The 18,709-nt window shown below is 58.9% G+C and carries 11 protein-coding genes; 6 read left to right on the top strand and 5 right to left on the bottom strand.

The genetic code is table 11. The annotated features are described in order from the left end of the window. Window positions 1–55: 55 nt before the first annotated feature. Together dcd and udk are read right to left on the bottom strand one after the other, a co-directional pair. Entirely contained in the window at window positions 56–637 is a 582-nt protein-coding gene (dcd, locus tag EPE01S_RS01705) for a dCTP deaminase (RefSeq protein WP_062742834.1), read from the bottom strand. 24 nt (window positions 638–661) lie between these two features. Next, a complete protein-coding gene (udk, locus tag EPE01S_RS01710) occupies window positions 662–1,303 on the bottom strand; it encodes a uridine kinase (RefSeq protein ID WP_062742835.1) in 642 nt (213 codons plus the stop codon). Between the two features lie 247 nt (window positions 1,304–1,550). Here udk and EPE01S_RS01715 point away from each other — a divergent pair, with 247 nt between their 5' ends. Further along, window positions 1,551–2,180 carry a phosphatase PAP2 family protein gene (locus EPE01S_RS01715; protein WP_240043807.1) on the top strand — a complete coding sequence of 210 codons (630 nt, stop codon included), beginning with the start codon at window positions 1,551–1,553 and terminating at the stop codon, window positions 2,178–2,180. A 154-nt stretch (window positions 2,181–2,334) separates the two neighbouring features. Next, window positions 2,335–5,670, top strand: coding sequence for a diguanylate cyclase (locus EPE01S_RS01720; RefSeq protein ID WP_062742836.1), 3,336 nt, complete (start codon window positions 2,335–2,337; stop codon window positions 5,668–5,670). A gap of 7 nt (window positions 5,671–5,677) precedes the next feature. Here the strand turns inward: EPE01S_RS01720 and EPE01S_RS01725 are convergent, their stop codons facing one another. After that, on the bottom strand, window positions 5,678–7,081 hold the full coding sequence (locus tag EPE01S_RS01725) for a hypothetical protein (protein ID WP_137269464.1): 1,404 nt from the start codon (window positions 7,079–7,081) through the stop codon (window positions 5,678–5,680). Between the two features lie 182 nt (window positions 7,082–7,263). Between EPE01S_RS01725 and yegD the strand changes: the two genes are divergently transcribed. Next, window positions 7,264–8,616, top strand: coding sequence for a molecular chaperone (gene yegD / locus EPE01S_RS01730; RefSeq protein ID WP_062742838.1), 1,353 nt, complete (start codon window positions 7,264–7,266; stop codon window positions 8,614–8,616). A gap of 28 nt (window positions 8,617–8,644) precedes the next feature. On the opposite strand, the gene EPE01S_RS01735 is transcribed toward yegD, so the two are convergent. Continuing rightward, window positions 8,645–9,841 carry an MFS transporter gene (locus EPE01S_RS01735; protein ID WP_062742839.1) on the bottom strand — a complete coding sequence of 399 codons (1,197 nt, stop codon included), beginning with the start codon at window positions 9,839–9,841 and terminating at the stop codon, window positions 8,645–8,647. A 216-nt stretch (window positions 9,842–10,057) separates the two neighbouring features. Further along, window positions 10,058–11,020: an aldo/keto reductase gene (locus EPE01S_RS01740; RefSeq protein ID WP_062742840.1), complete on the bottom strand. Its 963-nt coding sequence runs from the start codon at window positions 11,018–11,020 to the stop codon at window positions 10,058–10,060. A 255-nt stretch (window positions 11,021–11,275) separates the two neighbouring features. Here EPE01S_RS01740 and EPE01S_RS01745 point away from each other — a divergent pair, with 255 nt between their 5' ends. From EPE01S_RS01745 to mdtC, 3 genes are read left to right on the top strand one after another with little or no spacing between them, the layout of a single operon-like run. Continuing rightward, on the top strand, window positions 11,276–12,520 hold the full coding sequence (locus EPE01S_RS01745) for an MdtA/MuxA family multidrug efflux RND transporter periplasmic adaptor subunit (RefSeq protein WP_062742841.1): 1,245 nt from the start codon (window positions 11,276–11,278) through the stop codon (window positions 12,518–12,520). After that, window positions 12,520–15,636, top strand: coding sequence for an MdtB/MuxB family multidrug efflux RND transporter permease subunit (locus EPE01S_RS01750; RefSeq protein ID WP_062742842.1), 3,117 nt, complete (start codon window positions 12,520–12,522; stop codon window positions 15,634–15,636). Before EPE01S_RS01745 ends, EPE01S_RS01750 begins: the two co-directional genes overlap by 1 nt. Next, entirely contained in the window at window positions 15,633–18,707 is a 3,075-nt protein-coding gene (mdtC, locus tag EPE01S_RS01755; RefSeq protein WP_062742843.1) for a multidrug efflux RND transporter permease subunit MdtC, read from the top strand. Before EPE01S_RS01750 ends, mdtC begins: the two co-directional genes overlap by 4 nt. Window positions 18,708–18,709: the final 2 nt, after the last annotated feature.

Raw genomic sequence — 18,709 nt, forward strand, 5'->3', positions numbered from 1 at the left:
TCCTTAAACCCCACTCTTTCAACCCGCAGAGACGTTGGCCGCGTTGCTGTTAAGCTTAGTCTTTATCAATACGGCTGGCGTCTGCGCCCTGCTGACCTTTGTACTTCGCGTCCTGCCGACTGTTATAAGGTCTTGCCGCGGGGCCGGACAACGGTTCAAAACTGAGCGCACCAATCAGCATCCCAGGACGCAGCGCCAGGGGGAGTTTACCTGAATTATAGAACTCCAGCACGATCCGGCCCTGCCAGCCCGGATCGATACGGTGTGCGGTAACGTGCACCATCAGCCCGAGTCGTGCCAGGGAAGAGCGTCCGTCGAGCCAGCCGACCAGATCGTCCGGCAGCGTCACGGACTCCAGCGTCACGGCCAGTGCCAGCTCGCCAGGGTGCAGATAAAAGGCATCCCCTTCCGGCAGCACAATCTCATCGCTCATCACGCGATCCAGCGCCGCACTCACTTCGTCTTTCGGACCACTCAGATCAATAAAGGGTGCCGTGTGACCGCGAAACGTGCGGAACTGATTGCCAAGGCGCACATCAACAGTGGCACCGTTAATACGTTCTACCGGTGGGCGGGGATCGATACCCAGTTTGCCGTTATCGAGCCAGGCTTCGATATCGCGGTCACATAATCTCATGAGGGTCTCCAGCGGGCGCTTCGATTATTCGAAGAACTGATTAATTTTCGCTTTCAGGATATCAATGGCAATGCGGTTTTTCCCGCCGCGCGGCACGATAATATCGGCGTATTGCTTTGACGGTTCGATAAATTGCAGGAACATCGGCCGCACCGTCTTCTGATACTGTGCCATCACCGAGTCCATTGAACGCCCGCGCTCATTAACATCGCGCTTCATGCGTCGCATCAGGCAGATGTCCAGGGGGGTATCAACGAAAATAGAGAAGTTCATTTCCTGGCGCAGGCGCGCGTCGGTCAGCAGCAGGATCCCCTCAAGGATAATCACTTTCTTGGGTTTCAGGCAGAGCGTCTGTGCGGTTCGCGTGTGCTCAACGTAGCTGTACACCGGCAAATCGATCGGCTGCCCGGCTTTCAGCATCTGTAAATGCTGTAAGAGAAGGTTATGATCCATGGCGCTGGGATGATCATAGTTGGTCTTGACCCGCTCCTCCATGGTGAGATGACTCTGGTCTTTATAGTAGGCATCCTCGGGGATGACACCAATATTTTCATCACCGACACGATCGCGGACTTCACGATACAGCGTACTGGCAATAAGACTTTTTCCCGAGGCAGAAGCACCTGCGATACCTACGATGACGCACTGATGTGACTTGTCAGTCATATATTAAAGACCTGATTCTGAGACAATATAAGGGTGAGCACACCCGGCAGATTTAGCGCTACAGGCAGACAGTGGCTGCCAACACACCTGCAGCATGAATTTGAAGGGTATAGCGGGCGCAATTATAGGGAGTTAGCCCTGCTGATACCAGAAAAAAGCGCCTGAAACCTTTTCAGACTTTCCCGTTAGGCGACAATCACTTTCATCGATAAACTGGCCGGCAGAAAAACAGTAAAAAGGAAAGCGTGTGTCCTGGCATCTCGTCCATATTTTAACCTATTTCGGTGACAGCATGTTGCTGATCCCTACCGCTGCCATTATGGCGTTATTGCTCCACTATAAAAGCGATGATAAACGTACTGCCTGGTACTGGGTGCTCGCGTTCTGCACGGCCGGGGCCGTGGTGAGCCTGTCTAAAATTGCTTTTCTGGGGTTTGGTATTGGCAGCGCGCGTTTCAACTTTACCGGTTTCAGTGGCCACAGCGCTATGTCCGCCACGCTGTGGCCGGTGATGCTCTGGCTGCTGAGTGGCCGCCTGGCGAACGTCTGGCGCGGCGTGGCGGTGGCCTGTGGTTATCTGATCCCCCTGATGGTGGGCCTTTCCCGGCTGGTATTGAATTATCACTCCGTCAGTGAAGTGATCGCCGGACTGACGCTGGGGTTTACCCTCAGCAGCGTCTTTCTGTTCAGCCAGCGTCATATCCGGCCGCGGGGGTTTTCCCCCTTACAGCTGGCGATCGCCCTGCTGCTGCCGTTATTACTGATTGGCCACGGTCGCATCGCCACCACCCAGCAGTTCCTGCAGCGGCTGTCTGTGCAGATTGCGGGTATCGACCACGCCTGGACCCGCGAGGAGCTACTTAAACTGCGCCAGTGATGGCGCTTAAGCCGGCTTTTTGCGGACAGCGCGCGGTTCAATCGTCCGAATAACGCGATCTTTTGGTTTTGGCGAAAATAGTGCTTATTTGTTATGCCAGCAAGAGCATAAGATATTAAGATTATGCCTATATCGGCGCCATGCTGGATATGTAATGACGACAAAAAATGTATCATCTGTAACATCCCCGCATTCGCAATGGGTTAACGCCCTGTTGCTGGGGTTGTTAAGTTTTGTCGTCACTTTTTACTGCCTTGAGCTGATCAAGGTCAGCGGTCAGATCTCGCCGCTGTGGTTTTCCACGGCGCTGATGACTATCGTGGTGTTCCGTCATCCGCTACACCGCCTGCCCCTGCTGCTGCTGGGCTGCGTTCTCGGCGTCTCGCTGGCGAACGCTATGGTCATCGGCCCTTCGCTGGCCAACCTGAAGTTCCCGCTGGTCAATCTGCTCCAGGCACTGCTGGGAGGCGCCCTGCTGCGCCTGCTGCTGGATCGTGACAAACCGCTGAACTCACTGTTCAGCTGGTGCAAAATGATGGTTGCCGTCGGCGTTATGACGCCGCTGATCGGCGGGCTGCTGGCCAGCTGGCTGCTGCACTTTAACGGCCACTCGACGCTGCGGTTCTTCACCACCTGGACCATCTCTGAGGTGATAGGCATGCTGGCACTGGGCCCGGTTTGTCTGCTGTGGCAGCCGGATTATCTGCGCCGTCATCTGCGCCAGAACGTGCTGTTTGAAACCCTGCTCACCCTGATGGTAACGCTGGCGCTGTGCTGGTTCTCACTGCGCTATATCCCCTGGCCATTTACCTTTGTCATTGTGATCCTGTTTTACAGCGCGGTCCGTCTGCCCCGTTTTGAAGCCTTTGTGATCTACCTGGCGACCATCTCAATGATGTCGCTGATGCTGGCCCTGCAGTTGATCCCTGACGACATCACCAATGCCAGAATGCTGGTGTCCATGCCCTGGGTTCCGTTCCTGCTGGCGCTGATCCCCAGCCATATCATGACGCTGGTGATGCACTCGTTTCGCGAGGAGCGTAAGCATATCTCTGAAAGCGAAACGCGCTTTCGTCACGCCATGGAGTATTCAGCCATTGGTATGGCGCTGGTATCGACTCGCGGCGACTGGATGCAGGTCAATCCGTCCCTGTGCAAAATACTGGGTTACAACAGAGCTGAGCTGAGCACCCATAACTTCCAGGCGCTGACCCACCCCGCCGATCTCGACGCCGATCTGGAACAGATGCAGGCTCTGCTGGCAGGCGAGATTAAAAGCTACAGTCTGGAGAAGCGCTACATCCACAAAAATGGCCAGATCCTCTGGGTCCTGCTGGCCATGTCACTGGTGCGTGATAGCGAACAACAGCCCCTCTATTTTATTGCGCAGATTGAAGATATTTCCGATCTGAAAAAGACCGAAGAGGTGAACCAGCGGCTGATGGAACGCATTACCCTGGCGAATGAAGCCGGCGGGATTGGCGTCTGGGAGTGGGACTTACAAAACGGGGTGATGAGCTGGGATAAGCGTATGTTTCAGCTCTATCAGATGCCAGCCAATGCACAGGCCTCCTATCAGGACTGGGTCAAAAGGTTGCATCCGGCCGACCGCGAGGGCGCTATCCGCATGTTTGATAACGCGGCTAAAAATGCCACACCGGTTGATGTTGAATTTCGTATTAATACGGAGACCGGCGTGCGTCATATCCGTGCTCAGTGCAATATTTTGCTGGACCGGAATGGCAACGTCGAGCGTATGCTCGGTATAAATCAGGACATTACCGCCCTGCGTCTGCTTACCAACGCCCTTTACGAAGAGAAAGAGCGTATGCATATCACCCTGGATGCCATCGGTGAAGCGGTGATCAGCACCGATGAAGAGATGCGGGTGATCTTTATGAACCCGGTGGCGGAAAAAATGAGTGGCTGGCTCCAGCATCAGGCATCAGGTATCCCCCTGAGCGAAATCCTGCACCTGACCCAGGGCAGCCAGGGGCCGGAGCGTAAAAATCTGCTGCTGTGCGACCTGCCACAGCAGAAAACCCCGGGAGAGCCCGATGCGGAGCTGGTGCTGCATAACCGCTCCGGTGAGCAGTTCGCTGTCCATTACAGCCTGTCACCACTGAAAACCCTGGCCGGTGAAAACATCGGCAGCGTGATGGTTATCCAGGACGTCAGCGAATCCCGTGAAATGCTGAAACGACTTAGTTACAGTGCCTCCCATGATATGCTGACGCGCCTGCCTAATCGCGTCAGCTTCGAACATCAGCTTAAACGCCTGACCCTCTCCGGCACAGAGCAGCAGCACGTGCTGGTGTTTCTCGATCTCGATCGCTTTAAATCCGTCAACGATACCGCGGGCCATGCGGCCGGTGATGCCCTGCTGCGGGACATTGCTGGCGTGATGCAGCGCCATCTGGGAACGGGCGATTTCCTCGCCCGCCTCGGTGGTGATGAGTTTGGCGTCCTGCTGCCGGACTGTACGCTGAAGCAGGCTGGCGAGACAGTGGGTCGGATTATCAGCGCCGTTAACGATTATGGTTTCCTGTGGGAAGGCCGGGTACATCACGTCGGCGCCAGCGCCGGTCTCACCCCCGTCAGCGCGGACAGTGTCAGCGCCAGTGAACTGATGGCACAGGCCGATTTGGCCTGTTACCACGCCAAGCATAACGGGCGCGGCCGACTGTCCGTCTACGAAAGCCACCTGCTGAAACGGCTGAAGCCGGAAATGAGCCGCGTGCAAAATGAACAGATTATTGCTCAGCAACCTATGCGTCTGCAGGTCTGGGCCGCCTCTCCGCCAGGAAAAATCCATGCCACCAGTTTCTGGCTGGCAGAAATGCAGCTGTTTACGCCAGAGGGAGATGAAATTGAAGAGACCAGCTTCCGCGCCGGGCTGCAGGACAGCGATCTTTTTGTCGAACTGGACCGGAAGCTGATCAGGGAGTTCTTCCAGAACTATGCGCAGGGGACCATCAGTAAAGGCCTGACCCTGACACTGCCGGTCTCCGGCTTTGGGCTGTGCGATGACCGTTTCATTAACGATACGCTGGACCAGTTTGCACGCTACCGCGTACCGGCCAATACCCTCTGGTTTGCCATCAATGCCGATGTTCTCAGCCAGCCTGATGAGGCACTGCACCGCAACATTGCCCGCCTTCGCGCCGCCGGCAGCCGGATTGTCCTGCGCGACTTTGGCCGCAATCTGGATGCGTTTAACCAGCTACCCGCCGACGAGATTGACTATCTTTACCTCGCCAGCGAGCTGGTGGCCAACGTCCACTGCAACCTGATGGATGAGATGATGGTGTCGATCATTCACGGCCACGCCAGGCGGCTGGGTATTGCTACTCTGGCCGGGCCCGTAGAGCTGCCGGTGGCCCTTAACACCCTCTCCTCCATTGGCATCGACATGGTGTGGGGCGACACCATCGCGCCCCGTCAGTCGCTGTCATCGATGCTGATGAACAGCTACTTCGCCATCAAATAATTTCCCCTTACTGCGGCTCGCGCTGACAGGCCTTACTGATCCAGCCCCGCACCTTCGCATCCTGCTCCGCGTCGGTCAGCAGCTGCGCGCTGGCCGACAGCAGCGGCGCACAGCGCAGCCCGGCTTTCAGCATGATATGCAGGGTGTGCGGATCATCTTCATAGCGAAAGACCGCCAGCATCTGCTTCGGCGTCAGGGTCACCCCCTGAGCAATGGCGCTGGCCAGCACCTGCTGGAGCACGCTGGTGGTTTCGTCGCGGTAGCGCCAGTTCCCCCGGGCTTCATCAATCAGGGCATTGGTCATCCCTTTCTGACCGAATTGCCTTTCCGGCTCAAGGTAATGATCCCAGACAATCAGCCCGCTGTTGAGTAACGCCGCCCGGGTCTGAGGTGGAGCATACTTAATCATCCAGGCCATCAGTGTCAGATCGCGCCCGCTGCCGTCGGACAGCGTTTGCTCAAGCAGCAACGGCTGCTGACGCACTGCCGCCATCAGCGTTGCGGTGTCGTCATTCAGCGCCAGCAGCATCAGCCGCCAGAGGCCCTGCGGGGCAGGCTCATACGCCAGCAGGAAATTCGCCGTGCTGCCCATACCTGTAAACAGGGCGGTGGTCATGTAGGAGGGGGCGTCCGGGAGACGGGGCTTTATCCAGTCAGGGCGCGCCGCCAGCAGCTGGGCCATCGTCGCATAAAAACGCTGCTGCCGCGCCTCGCCCGCAGGCGGCTCGTGACGCAGATCGCGCAGCGGATCGTAATCAAAGGTCAGGGACTGGATCTGAGCCGGGGTCATCACCGAGAAAAACAGCCTCAGGGCGACCGCATTGTGGCTTTCAATCGCATTGCTGAGGACTGAGTAGCCATTTTCCCCCTTATCCAGCGGCGAAAGTCCGCGCCGGATAAAATAACGCAGGGTCTGTTCGGGATACACTTTTGCCGCTGCGCGGTAAAACAGCTCGCGGGCACTGTCATCAGGGAGTCGGTTCAGCTGCGTGATGGCCCCCTGCTCCAGCAACGTCAGGTTATGTTGCATCTGCCGCTCGTGCTGCGTCCATGCCATGGTGCTCTGATGGCCCGGGTTAAACCAGAAGGCGGCGGTCAGGACGGTAAACAGTAGCCATCCGGTGACCAGCGCGCGCACCGGCGGAGCATCACGTCGCTGCCAGCGTGCCATCAGCAGCGTAAGCCAGGTCAGCAGGCTCACCAGTAACAGCAGTATCTCATGCGCAAACTCCACGACCCTCAGCCCACCCGGCCAGAGTAACAGCGCAATGATCAGCGACTGCGGTAGCAGCGACGCCAGCAGCACCCAGCGGGAGCGGGTATGACGCCAGCGCAGGGCCAGCACCAGCGCCGTGATCCCAAGGACCAGAGGGGCAATCGTCAGTGACACCAGGATTAAAAATACAGACAAGCTCACATCCACTCCCTGCCCTCTGCCGGATGGCAGGGCGGTTATTCCATTTTGTGGACGCGATTCTATACAAAGCCGAGCGATAAATAAAAGACGACGTCGTAAACCTTCTCTTGCCGCTTGCGCCGCCAGCGCACTCAGGCTAAAGTCGCCCCCTTTTTTCCCACTCAGCGGAGGAAACGATGTTTATCGGTTTCGACTACGGTACGGCAAACTGCTCGATTGCCATCATGGAAAACGGTGCCCCTAAGCTGCTGCCGTTAGAGCAGGACTCGCCTTATTTACCCTCAATGCTGTGTGCGCCCACCCGTGATGCCGTCAGCGAATGGCTGTTCCGTCATCATCAGGTCCCTACTCCACAGGCAGAAAACCAGGCGCTGCTGCGCCGTGCGCTGGCGTTTAACCGCGAAGAGGATATCGACGTCCTGCCGGGCAGCGTTAAGTTCGGCCTCGCGTCACTGGCACAGTATATGGATGACCCGGAGGACGTGTGGTTTGTGAAATCCCCGAAATCGTTCCTCGGGGCCAGCGGGCTGAAACCACAGCAGGTCGCTTTCTTCGAAGATCTGGTCTGCGCCATGATGCTGCACATCCGCCAGACGGCGGAAAGCCACCTGAATGAGCGCGTCACTCAGGCGGTGATCGGTCGTCCCGTCAACTTCCAGGGGCTGGGCGGTGATGACGCCAACCAGCAGGCGGAAGGTATCCTTGCGCGCGCGGCCAGCCGCGCCGGTTTCCAGGAGGTGGTTTTCCAGTTTGAACCCGTGGCAGCCGGGCTGGATTTTGAAGCGACGCTGACGAAAGAAACGCGGGTGCTGGTGGTGGATATCGGCGGGGGAACCACCGACTGCTCCATGCTGCTGATGGGGCCGCAGTGGCACGATAAAGCGGATCGCGGCGACAGTCTGCTGGGTCACAGCGGCTGTCGCGTGGGGGGAAACGACCTCGATATCATGCTGGCGTTTAAAGAACTGATGCCACTGCTGGGGCTGGGCGGTGAAACCGTGAAAGGCACCGGGCTGCCGGCCCTGCCGTGGTGGAATGCCGTCGCGATTAATGATGTCCCGGCGCAGAGTGACTTCTATGCCGCCGCCTCACGCAAACAGTTGCAGGATCTGATCCGCGATGCTGCCGAACCGGCTAAAGTACAGCGACTGCTTAAAGTCTGGCAGCAGCGGCTGGGCTATCGTCTGGTGCGCGCCGCCGAAGAGAGCAAGATCATCCTGTCGCAGCGTGACGAGGTTCAGACCGCGCTGGACTTTATCGATGCCGGACTGGAAACGGGCATCAGCGTTGCCGCACTGGAAACGGCCATCAGCCAGCCGCTTGAGCGCATTCAGGAGCAGGTCACCCTGGCCTTAAATACCAGCGGCACGCGCCCTGACGTGATTTATCTGACGGGCGGCAGCGCGAAGTCGCCGGTGCTGCGTGCGGCATTACAGCAGCAGCTGCCGGATATTCCGCTGGCCAGCGGCGATGACTTCGGCTCCGTTACCGCGGGCCTCGCACGCTGGGCGCAGGTGATGTTCCGTTAACCGTTCGCGATCTGACCGGGCTGCCCGGTCAGATCGCTGAATGCGCCCGTCCCGCCCGCCACCAGAGGAGCAGCGACAACAGGGCCACCCCGCCCAGCACGCTGAACGCCGCGCTGAACGAGTAGCGCGTGGCAATGAATCCGGCCAGCGCCGGACTGAACGCCGCCCCGGCCCCCTGCATAAACATAATAATGCTCTGCCCCGCATTAACATGCCCTGTGCCTTTCAGCACGCTGACCACGTATCCCGGCAGCGCCACGCCGAGAATGCCCGCCGCCAGCCCGTCCATAATCTGTACCGGGATCATCGCCAGTGGCTCGGCAAATCCGGCGGCAATCGCGGCACGGAAGGGAAGCACCATCAGCGCCACCATGATCAGGCGCCGGTAGCCATATTGCTCAATACGCGCGGCAGTAAACAGCGCCACCGGGATCATCACGCACTGCGAAATCACCACCGTGGCAGCCGCATACAGCCCGGGGTTAATGGCCCCGGGACCGGTTGCCGAGGCGACGCGCATACTTAACATTGGCAGCAGCGCGGCATTGGAAAGATGGAAAAGCAGCAGGGTCAGCCCGGTAATCAGCAACAGCGGATTTTTTATCAGTACCGACAGGCGTGGTACCGACGTGGCCTCCTGCGCAGAGGTCAGTCCACGGGCAACGGCATGATCGATATCCTGTTCACGAATGGCAAGAACCGCAACGGAGGTCAGCACCGCCATGCCGGTCATCAACACAAAAACGGCCCCAATGCCACTGTACCAGCTGGCGACGCCTGCCAGCACCGCCGCCGTCATATTCCCGCCATGATTAAACGCTTCATTTCGTCCCATCTGGCGGTTAAAACCGGCCTCCCCGGTAATCCCCAGCGTGATACCCGCCAGCGCCGGGCCGATAAAGGCGGCGGCGATGCCGGTGGCTATCTGCGATAGCGTAACGGCAACCGGCTCAGGGCGATACCACAGCCACAGCGTAGCCGCCGTTATCAGGGCACAGCAGACCAGCAACCACAGACGTTTGCGGGTGGTGGCATCGATCATGATCCCGGCGGGAATAGTGACCAGCAGACCGGCCAGGCCGCCGGCGGTCATCACCAGGCCAATATCATCCGGCGTCCACTGCCTGTCGGTGAGAAAAATGCCTAAAAAAGGCCCAAGACCATCACGCACATCGGCAAGAAAAAAGCTCATCAGGCACAACGCCTGAAGCGATCGTTGGGACATGATATTTCCCCTGGCAGAAAGGTCAGTGAGACCGAAAATGGCACGAAAAGTTAAATATAAGATTCCGCCTATCATGCCTGAAAACGGTAATAAGTCACCGGGCAGGAGAGTAACGAATTGAAACCGGGTGAAAAAATATCGGCCAGACCCGGGGTGACGGCCGGGCGAAAAAAGGCCCGCGAAGGCGGGCCTGATGTGCGTAATATTCAGCGACGTTTAGTAGCTGCTGACTTCCGACAGCAGACGAAGATCCTCATCTTTCAGTCTGAGAACGGCGGCTTTCGCCAGTTCGTCGACCTGCGTAAGCGACGTGGCGCTGACAATCGGCGCGGTGACCGACGGACGGGCAATCTGCCAGGCCAGTGCCACCTGCGCAGGCGAGGCATGACGGGCATCCGCTATCTGCACCAGTGCATTGACGATTTTCAGGCCGCGATCGTTCAGATACTTCTCGACGACGCCCTGGCCGCGGGCGCTTTTCGCCGCATCCTCTTTACTGCGGTATTTGCCACTGAGGAAGCCGCTGGCAAGGGAGTAGTAGTTAATGACGCCGAGGCCGTGTTCCACCGCCACCTGCTCCAGCCCGCTCTCATAACCGGCACGATCGTAGAGGTTATATTCCGGCTGCAGCGTTTCATACCGCGCCAGCCCGTTGTCAGCACTGATTTTCAGCGCCTCACGCAGGCGGTCATCAGCATAGTTAGAGGCACCGATAGCACGCACCTTACCTTCTTTGATTAACGCATCGAACGCGGCCAGGGTCTCCTGCAGCGGCGTATCGGCATCATCACGGTGAGCCTGATACAGATCAATGTAGTCGGTTTGCAGACGTTTCAGCGAGGCGTCCACCGCCTGGCGAATATAGGCAGGTGCCAGCCCGGTTTTGCCATCCCCGAGATCCATTCCCACTTTGGTCGCCAGCACTATCTGGTCACGTTTACCGCTTTTTTTCAGCCAGTTACCAATAATGACTTCTGATTCACCACCTTTATTACCCGGTGCCCAGCGAGAGTAGACATCCGCCGTATCAATAAAGTTAAGCCCCTTCTCCACCAGCGCATCCAGCAGAGAAAACGAGGTCTGTTCATCGATGGTCCAGCCGAACACATTACCACCAAAGGTCAGCACCGGAACCTGGATACCGGAGCGGCCCAGTTGGCGATGTTCTAAAGTACTCATAATGATCCTCCTGATTAGAAGCCAGTAACGCAGCCCGTAAGTCTAACAAAGAACCCGGATCCTGCTTCGTCCATTTGTGGCAATGTATTTACCAGAAAAGATAAAAAAGAAACGATGCCGCCGCGACAGTGGTAAAGGATACAGTTATCCTTAATTCCTTCATTTTTCAGCGGTTGAAATTCGCTATCCTGACAAAATTCGGGACACCTTTTTGTCCTGCCTGGGCATGAGCCTGATCCACTGAGAGCCAACAACATGAATACACCGCGTCGTTTCCCCCTGATCCCACTGGTGATAGCCGTTGCGCTGATAGCCGGAGGCGGTTACTGGTGGTACAGCCACAGTGCCAGCCCGCAGGCACAGCCCGCAGAGGGAACGCAACCGGCGCGGGGCAAAGGCCCTCGCGGCGCGGGACGGACAGGGGCAGCGGGTGGCATGGCCTCGCCGGTACAGGCGGCTGAGGCGGTGCGGCAGAGCGTGCCGCAATATCTCTCCGGGCTGGGTACGGTCACGGCGGCCAATACCGTCACGCTGCGCAGCCGGGTCGATGGCGACCTGATGGCGCTGCACTTTACAGAAGGCCAGGAAGTGAAAGCCGGACAGCTGCTGGCAGAGATCGATCCCCGTCCTTATCAGGTGGCACTGATGCAGGCCGAAGGGCAACTGGCGAAAAGTCAGGCCACGCTGGCCAATGCGCGGCGCGACCTCGCCCGCTATGAAAAACTGGCAAAAACCAGTCTGGTGTCACAGCAGGAGCTGGATACCCAGCGTTCACTGGTCAGTGAAAGCCAGGGCACGCTGAAAGCCGATGAGGGCAGCGTCGCCAGTGCGAAGCTCAACCTCACCTACAGCCGGGTCACTGCCCCTATCGACGGTCGCGTGGGCCTGAAACAGGTCGACGTCGGCAACTATATTTCCAGTGGCGACACCAACGGCATTGTGGTGATCACCCAGACTCACCCGATCGACCTGGTTTTCAGCCTGCCGGAAAATGATATCTCTGCGATCCTCAGCGCACAAAAAAGCGGGCCCGTACCGGTCGAAGCCTGGGATCGCGGCAACACCACGCTGCTGACCCAGGGAACGTTACTGAGTATGGATAATCAGATCGATACCACCACCGGTACGGTGAAGCTGAAAGCCCGCTTTACCAATCAGGACGACCGCCTGTTCCCGAATCAGTTTGTCAACGCCCGACTGAAAGTCAGCACGCTGCAGGATGCGATTGTTATACCGGCCGCAGCGCTGCAGATGGGCAATGAGGGCAGCTTTGTCTGGGTGGTCAACAGTGACGATAAGGTGAGTAAAAAAATCGTCACCATCGAATTCCAGGACAGTGAAAAAGTGGTGATCAACGCCGGGCTGGAGGCCGGGGAAAAGGTGGTCACCGATGGCATTGATCGCCTGACAGAAGGGGCGAAAGTCGAGGTGGTTGCCCCACAGGCCACACCGCTGACCTCGGGTAAAAGTGCCCAGCCCGCCAGGGGAGCCAGCGACTGATGCAGGTGATGCCCCCAACGCCCGGCGGCGGGCCATCCCGCCAGTTTATTCTGCGTCCGGTAGCCACCACGCTGCTGATGATTGCTATTTTGCTGGCAGGGATTATCGGCTATCGCGCCCTGCCCGTCTCTGCCCTGCCGGAAGTCGACTATCCGACAATTCAGGTCGTCACCCTGTATCCCGGGGCCAGCCCGGACGTGATCACCTCGGCGATCACTGCGCCACTGGAACGGCAGTTCGGCCAGATGTCCGGCCTGAAACAGATGGCGTCGCAAAGCGCTGGCGGCGCTTCGGTCGTCACCCTGCAGTTCCAGCTGGAGCTGCCGCTGGACGTGGCCGAACAGGAGGTGCAGGCCGCGATCAATGCCGCCACCAACCTGCTTCCGTCTGACCTGCCTAACCCACCGGTTTACAGCAAGGTGAATCCGGCGGATCCGCCCATTATGACCCTGGCCGTCACCACCACCAGCCTGCCGATGACTCAGGTCGCTGATATGGTGGAAACCCGCGTGGCGCAAAAAATTTCCCAGGTTTCCGGCGTGGGCCTGGTCACGCTGTCCGGCGGGCAGCGTCCGGCTGTCAGGGTGAAACTCAATGCTCAGGCGCTGGCGGCGATGAATATCACCAGCGAAACCGTACGTACCGCCATCAGCAACGCCAACGTGAACTCGGCCAAAGGCAGCCTGGACGGGCCGGAACGCTCAATTACCCTGTCGGCCAATGACCAGATTAAAACCGCCGAGGGTTACCGGCAGCTGATCGTCGCGTTCCAGAACGGCGCGCCGGTGCGGCTGGGCGATGTCGCCAGCGTGGAACAGGGCGCGGAAAACAGCTGGCTCGGGGCCTGGGCCAACCGGCAGCAGGCGATTGTGCTGAATGTTCAGCGTCAGCCCGGGGCGAACATCATTGCCACCGCCGATAATATTCGCCAGATGCTGCCTGCCCTGACCGCTTCACTGCCTAAGTCGGTGGACGTCAGACTGCTGACCGACCGTACCACCAATATCCGCGCATCCGTCCATGATGTGCAGTTTGAGCTGCTGCTTGCTCTGGCGCTGGTGGTGATGATTATTTATCTGTTCCTGCGCAACGTGGCGGCCACGATTATTCCGGCCGTCGCTGTGCCGCTGTCATTAATCGGCACCTTCGCGGCAATGTATTTCTTTGGCTTCTCGGTGAACAACCTGACCCTGATGGCGCTGACCATTGCCACCGGCTTCGTGGTCGATGATGCCATCGTGGTCATTGAAAATATTTCGCGCTACATCGAAAAAGGCGAAAAGCCGCTGACTGCCGCGCTGAAAGGGGCGGGAGAGATTGGCTTTACCATTATTTCCCTCACCTTCTCGCTGATCGCAGTCCTGATCCCGCTGCTGTTTATGGGTGACATCGTCGGCCGTTTGTTCCGCGAGTTTGCCATTACGCTGGCAGTGGCCATTCTCATCTCAGCGATAGTGTCACTGACGCTGACGCCGATGATGTGCGCACGCATGTTAAGCGCGGAATCACTGCGTAAACAGAACCGTTTCTCGCGCGCCAGCGAAGCGATGTTTGAACGGGTGATTGCCCGCTATGGCCGCATGTTGCAAAAAGTCCTCCGCCATCCGTGGCTGACGCTGGGCGTGGCCATCGGCGCCATGGCGCTGACGGTGCTGCTGTGGCTGGTGATCCCGAAAGGTTTCTTCCCGGTACAGGATAACGGCATTATTCAGGGAACCTTACAGGCCCCGCAGTCGGTTTCTTACAGCAATATGGCACAGCGCCAGCAGGAAGTGGCCTCGATCATTATGAAAGATCCGGCGGTACAGAGCCTGACCTCCTTTGTTGGCGTGGATGGCACCAATGCCGCGCTGAACAGCGGGCGACTGCAGATTAACCTTAAACCGCTGGATGAACGGGCTGACCGCATTCCGGCGGTCATTGCCCGTCTGCAGGCGCAGATCGACAACCTGCCCGGTATTACCCTCTGGCTGCAGCCGGTGCAGGACCTGACGATTGATACCCAGGCCAGCCGGACGCAGTATCAGTTCACGCTACAGGCCGGTTCACTGGAGTCGCTCAGCCTGTGGGTCCCCAAATTACAGGCGAAACTGGCCACCCGCCCCGAGCTGAAAGGGGTGAGCAGCGACTGGCAGGATCAGGGGCTGGAAGCCTATATCCGCGTCGATCGTGATGTCGCCAGCCGCCTGGGCATCTCTCTTTCAGATGTGGATAATGCCCTGTATAACGCTTTCGGCCAGCGTCTGGTGTCAACGATTTACACTCAGGCCAATCAGTACCGGGTGGTGCTGGAGCATGACACGGCCAGTACCCCGGGCCTGGCCGCGCTTCAGAGCATCCGGCTGAAGAGTACGGACGGTGGCAGCGTGCCGCTCAGTGCGATTGCCCGCGTGGAGCAGCGCCACACGGCGCTGACGATTAATCACCTTGACCAGTTCCCTTCCACCACCTTCTCGTTTGATGTGAATAAGGGATACTCACTGGAGCAGGCGGTCAATGCCATCAACCAGACGGAACAATCCCTTGCCATGCCGTCGGAGATCATGACGCAGTTCCAGGGCAGCACACTCGCCTTCCAGGCCGCACTGTCCAGTACCGTATGGCTGATTGTCGCCGCCGTGGTAGCGATGTATATCGTGCTGGGCGTGCTGTACGAGAGCTTTATTCATCCGGTCACCATCCTGTCGACGCTGCCTACCGCCGGGGTGGGTGCTCTGCTGGCGCTGCTGATCAGTGGCAGCGAGCTGGATGTGATTGCCATCATCGGCATTATTCTGCTGATCGGTATCGTGAAAAAGAACGCCATCATGATGATCGATTTTGCCCTGGCGGCCGAGCGCGAAAAAGGGATGACCCCGTACGAGGCCATTTACCAGGCGTGCCTGCTGCGCTTCCGTCCGATCCTGATGACCACTCTGGCGGCGCTGTTCGGCGCTCTGCCGCTGATGCTCAGTACCGGCGTCGGCGCGGAGCTGCGCCGCCCGCTGGGGACGGCAATGGTCGGGGGCCTGGTGGTCAGCCAGGTGCTGACGCTGTTTACCACCCCGGTGATCTACCTGCTGTTTGACCGTCTGTCCCGGGCGACCCGTCGCCTGGTGAAGCGGGAGGCCGAGTGAAATTCTTCGCCCTGTTCATTCACCGCCCCATCGCCACCACACTGCTGACCGTGGCGATCCTGCTGGCCGGTATTCTGGGCTTCCGGCTCCTGCCGGTTGCCCCACTGCCGCAGGTCGATTTCCCGGTGATCATGGTCAGTGCCTCGCTGCCGGGTGCCTCACCAGAGACCATGGCCTCCTCGGTGGCGACACCGCTGGAGCGTGCGCTGGGCCGCGTCGCCGGGATCACCGAAATGACCTCGACCAGCTCGCTCGGCAGCACACGCATCATCCTCGTGTTTGATTTTGAGCGTGATATTAACGGTGCCGCGCGCGATGTACAGGGGGCCATTAACGCCGCACAGAGCCTGCTCCCCACCGGGATGCCCAGCCGCCCCACCTACCGTAAAGCGAACCCGTCAGATGCGCCGATTATGATCATGACGCTGACATCAGACACCTACTCGCCGGGCCAGCTGTATGACTATGCCTCAACGCAGCTGGCGCAGAAACTGTCGCAGATTGAGGGCGTCGGGGACGTCAGCATCGGCGGCAGCTCACTGCCGGCGGTGCGCGTGGCGCTCAATCCGCAGGCCCTGTTTAATCAGGGGGTGTCGCTGGATGCGGTACGTACCGCCATCGCGAGCGCCAACGTGCGTAAGCCGCAGGGGGCCATTGAAGATCGCCACCAGCGCTGGTGGCTGAAGACCAACGATGAACTGAAGACCGCCGCTGAATATCAGCCCCTGATCGTGCATTACCATAATGGCGCGGCGGTGCGCCTGCAGGATGTGGCGAGCGTGACCGACTCGGTGCAGGACGTGCGGAATGCCGGGATGTCCAACGCCCGCCCGGCGATCCTGCTGCTGATCCGCAAAGCACCCGAAGCCAACATCATTGATACGGTTGATCGCATCCGGGGTGAGCTGCCTGAACTGAGCAACATTATCCCCGCGTCGATTCACCTGGAGGTCGCCCAGGATCGCTCACCGACCATTCGCGCCTCGCTGCATGAGGTGGAACAGTCGCTGGCTATCTCCGTCGGTCTGGTGATCCTGGTGGTGTTCGTCTTCCTGCGCTCCGGCCGTGCCACGCTGATCCCGGCAGTGGCTGTGCCGGTGTCGCTGATCGGCACCTTTGCCGCGATGTACCTGTGTGGTTTCAGTCTGAACAACCTGTCGCTGATGGCACTGACCGTGGCGACCGGCTTTGTGGTCGATGATGCCATCGTCGTACTGGAAAATATTTCGCGTCATGTCGAAGCCGGGATGAAGCCGCTGCAGGCCGCACTGCAGGGGGTACGCGAAGTCGGCTTCACCGTCGTCTCGATGAGCGTCTCGCTGATCGCGGTGTTTATCCCCCTGCTGATGCTCGGCGGCATCATCGGTCGTTTCTTCAAGGAGTTTGCCGTCACGCTGTCGGTGGCGATCGCTATTTCGCTGGTGATCTCCATTACTCTCACGCCCATGATGTGCGCGCTGCTGCTGCGCAATAAGCCCAAACACACCCAGCCGCGTATTCGCGGGTTTGGCCGGGTACTGCTGGCCGTTCAGCAGGGATATGGCAGCACGCTGCACCGGGTGATGGAGCATGCGCGCTGGACGCTGCTGGTGTTCCTGGCCACCATCGGTCTGACCGTTTACCTCTATATTTCCATTCCTAAAACCTTTATGCCGGAACAGGACACCGGGCGACTGATGGGCTTTATCCAGGCCGACCAGAGCATCTCGTTCCAGTCCATGCGCGGTAAGCTGGAAGACTTTATGCGCATTGTCCATGCTGACCCGGCGGTCGACAGCGTGGTCGGTTTTACCGGCGGGTCGCGCACTAACAGCGGCTCGATGTTTATCTCGCTCAAACCGCTGAACCAGCGTAGCGATACGGCCCAGCAGGTGATTGCCCGTCTGCGCGGTAAACTGGCGAAAGAACCAGGCGCGAACCTGTTCCTGATGGCGGTACAGGACATCCGCGTCGGCGGACGCGAATCCAATGCCGGCTATCAGTACACGCTGCTGTCAGACAGTCTTGACGATCTGCGCGAATGGGAGCCGAAAATCCGTCGCGCCTTTGCCGCCCTGCCGGAGCTGGCGGATGTCAACTCTGACCAGGAAGATAAGGGGGCGGAGATGGCGCTGACCTACGATCGCGCCACCATGTCACGGCTGGGAATTGACGTTGCCGATGCCAATAATCTGCTGAATAACGCCTTCGGCCAGCGCCAGATTTCCACCATCTATCAGCCGCTGAACCAGTACAAAGTGGTAATGGAGGTGAACCCGCGCTACACCCAGGATATCAGCGCCCTGAAGCAGATGTTCGTGATCAACAGCGAGGGTAAGTCCATTCCGCTGTCGTCGTTTGCCCGCTGGCAGCCGGCGAACTCACCGCTGTCGGTGAACCATCAGGGCCTGTCTGCGGCCTCTACCGTCTCGTTTAACCTGCCGGAAGGGGTGTCGCTGTCGCAGGCCTCGGCCGCCATTGATCGCAGCATCACGTCGCTGGGCGTGCCGTCCAGCGTACGCGGCAGTTTCTCCGGAACCGCCGCTGTGTTTGAGCAGACGCAGAGCAGCCAGCTGTGGCTGATCGTCGCCGCCATCGCTACGGTGTATATCGTCCTGGGGATCCTCTATGAAAGTTATGTTCATCCGCTGACCATTCTCTCGACCCTGCCTTCCGCCGGGGTAGGCGCGCTGCTGGCGCTGGAGCTGTTCAGTGCGCCGTTCAGCCTGATCGCCCTGATAGGCATTATGCTGCTGATCGGCATCGTGAAGAAAAACGCCATTATGATGGTCGACTTCGCACTCGATGCCCAGCGTAACGGGGGGATGACGGCGCGCGACGCCATATTCCAGGCCAGCCTGCTGCGTTTCCGCCCGATTATGATGACCACGCTCGCCGCACTGTTTGGCGCACTGCCGCTGGTGCTGACCAGCGGTGACGGGGCGGAGCTGCGCCAGCCGCTGGGGATCACCATCGTTGGCGGTCTGGTGATGAGCCAGCTGCTGACGCTGTACACCACCCCGGTGGTCTATCTGTATATGGATAAACTGCGGCGTAAACCGCGCTTACCGGTCGCCACAGAGGAACGCTGATG

Origin of the sequence: Erwinia persicina NBRC 102418 (assembly GCF_001571305.1) — a bacterium.
Taxonomy (GTDB): Bacteria; Pseudomonadota; Gammaproteobacteria; order Enterobacterales; family Enterobacteriaceae; genus Erwinia; species Erwinia persicina.

What these genes read in the sequence shown, in the direction of transcription:
- dcd (WP_062742834.1), bottom strand. Translation starts at nt 637, where the DNA reads ATGAGATTATGTGACCGCGATATCGAAGCCTGGCTCGATAACGGCAAA.
- udk (WP_062742835.1), bottom strand. Translation starts at nt 1,303, where the DNA reads ATGACTGACAAGTCACATCAGTGCGTCATCGTAGGTATCGCAGGTGCT.
- EPE01S_RS01720 (WP_062742836.1), top strand. Translation starts at nt 2,335, where the DNA reads ATGACGACAAAAAATGTATCATCTGTAACATCCCCGCATTCGCAATGG.
- yegD (WP_062742838.1), top strand. Translation starts at nt 7,264, where the DNA reads ATGTTTATCGGTTTCGACTACGGTACGGCAAACTGCTCGATTGCCATC.
- EPE01S_RS01735 (WP_062742839.1), bottom strand. Translation starts at nt 9,841, where the DNA reads ATGTCCCAACGATCGCTTCAGGCGTTGTGCCTGATGAGCTTTTTTCTT.
- EPE01S_RS01740 (WP_062742840.1), bottom strand. Translation starts at nt 11,020, where the DNA reads ATGAGTACTTTAGAACATCGCCAACTGGGCCGCTCCGGTATCCAGGTT.
- EPE01S_RS01745 (WP_062742841.1), top strand. Translation starts at nt 11,276, where the DNA reads ATGAATACACCGCGTCGTTTCCCCCTGATCCCACTGGTGATAGCCGTT.
- EPE01S_RS01750 (WP_062742842.1), top strand. Translation starts at nt 12,520, where the DNA reads ATGCAGGTGATGCCCCCAACGCCCGGCGGCGGGCCATCCCGCCAGTTT.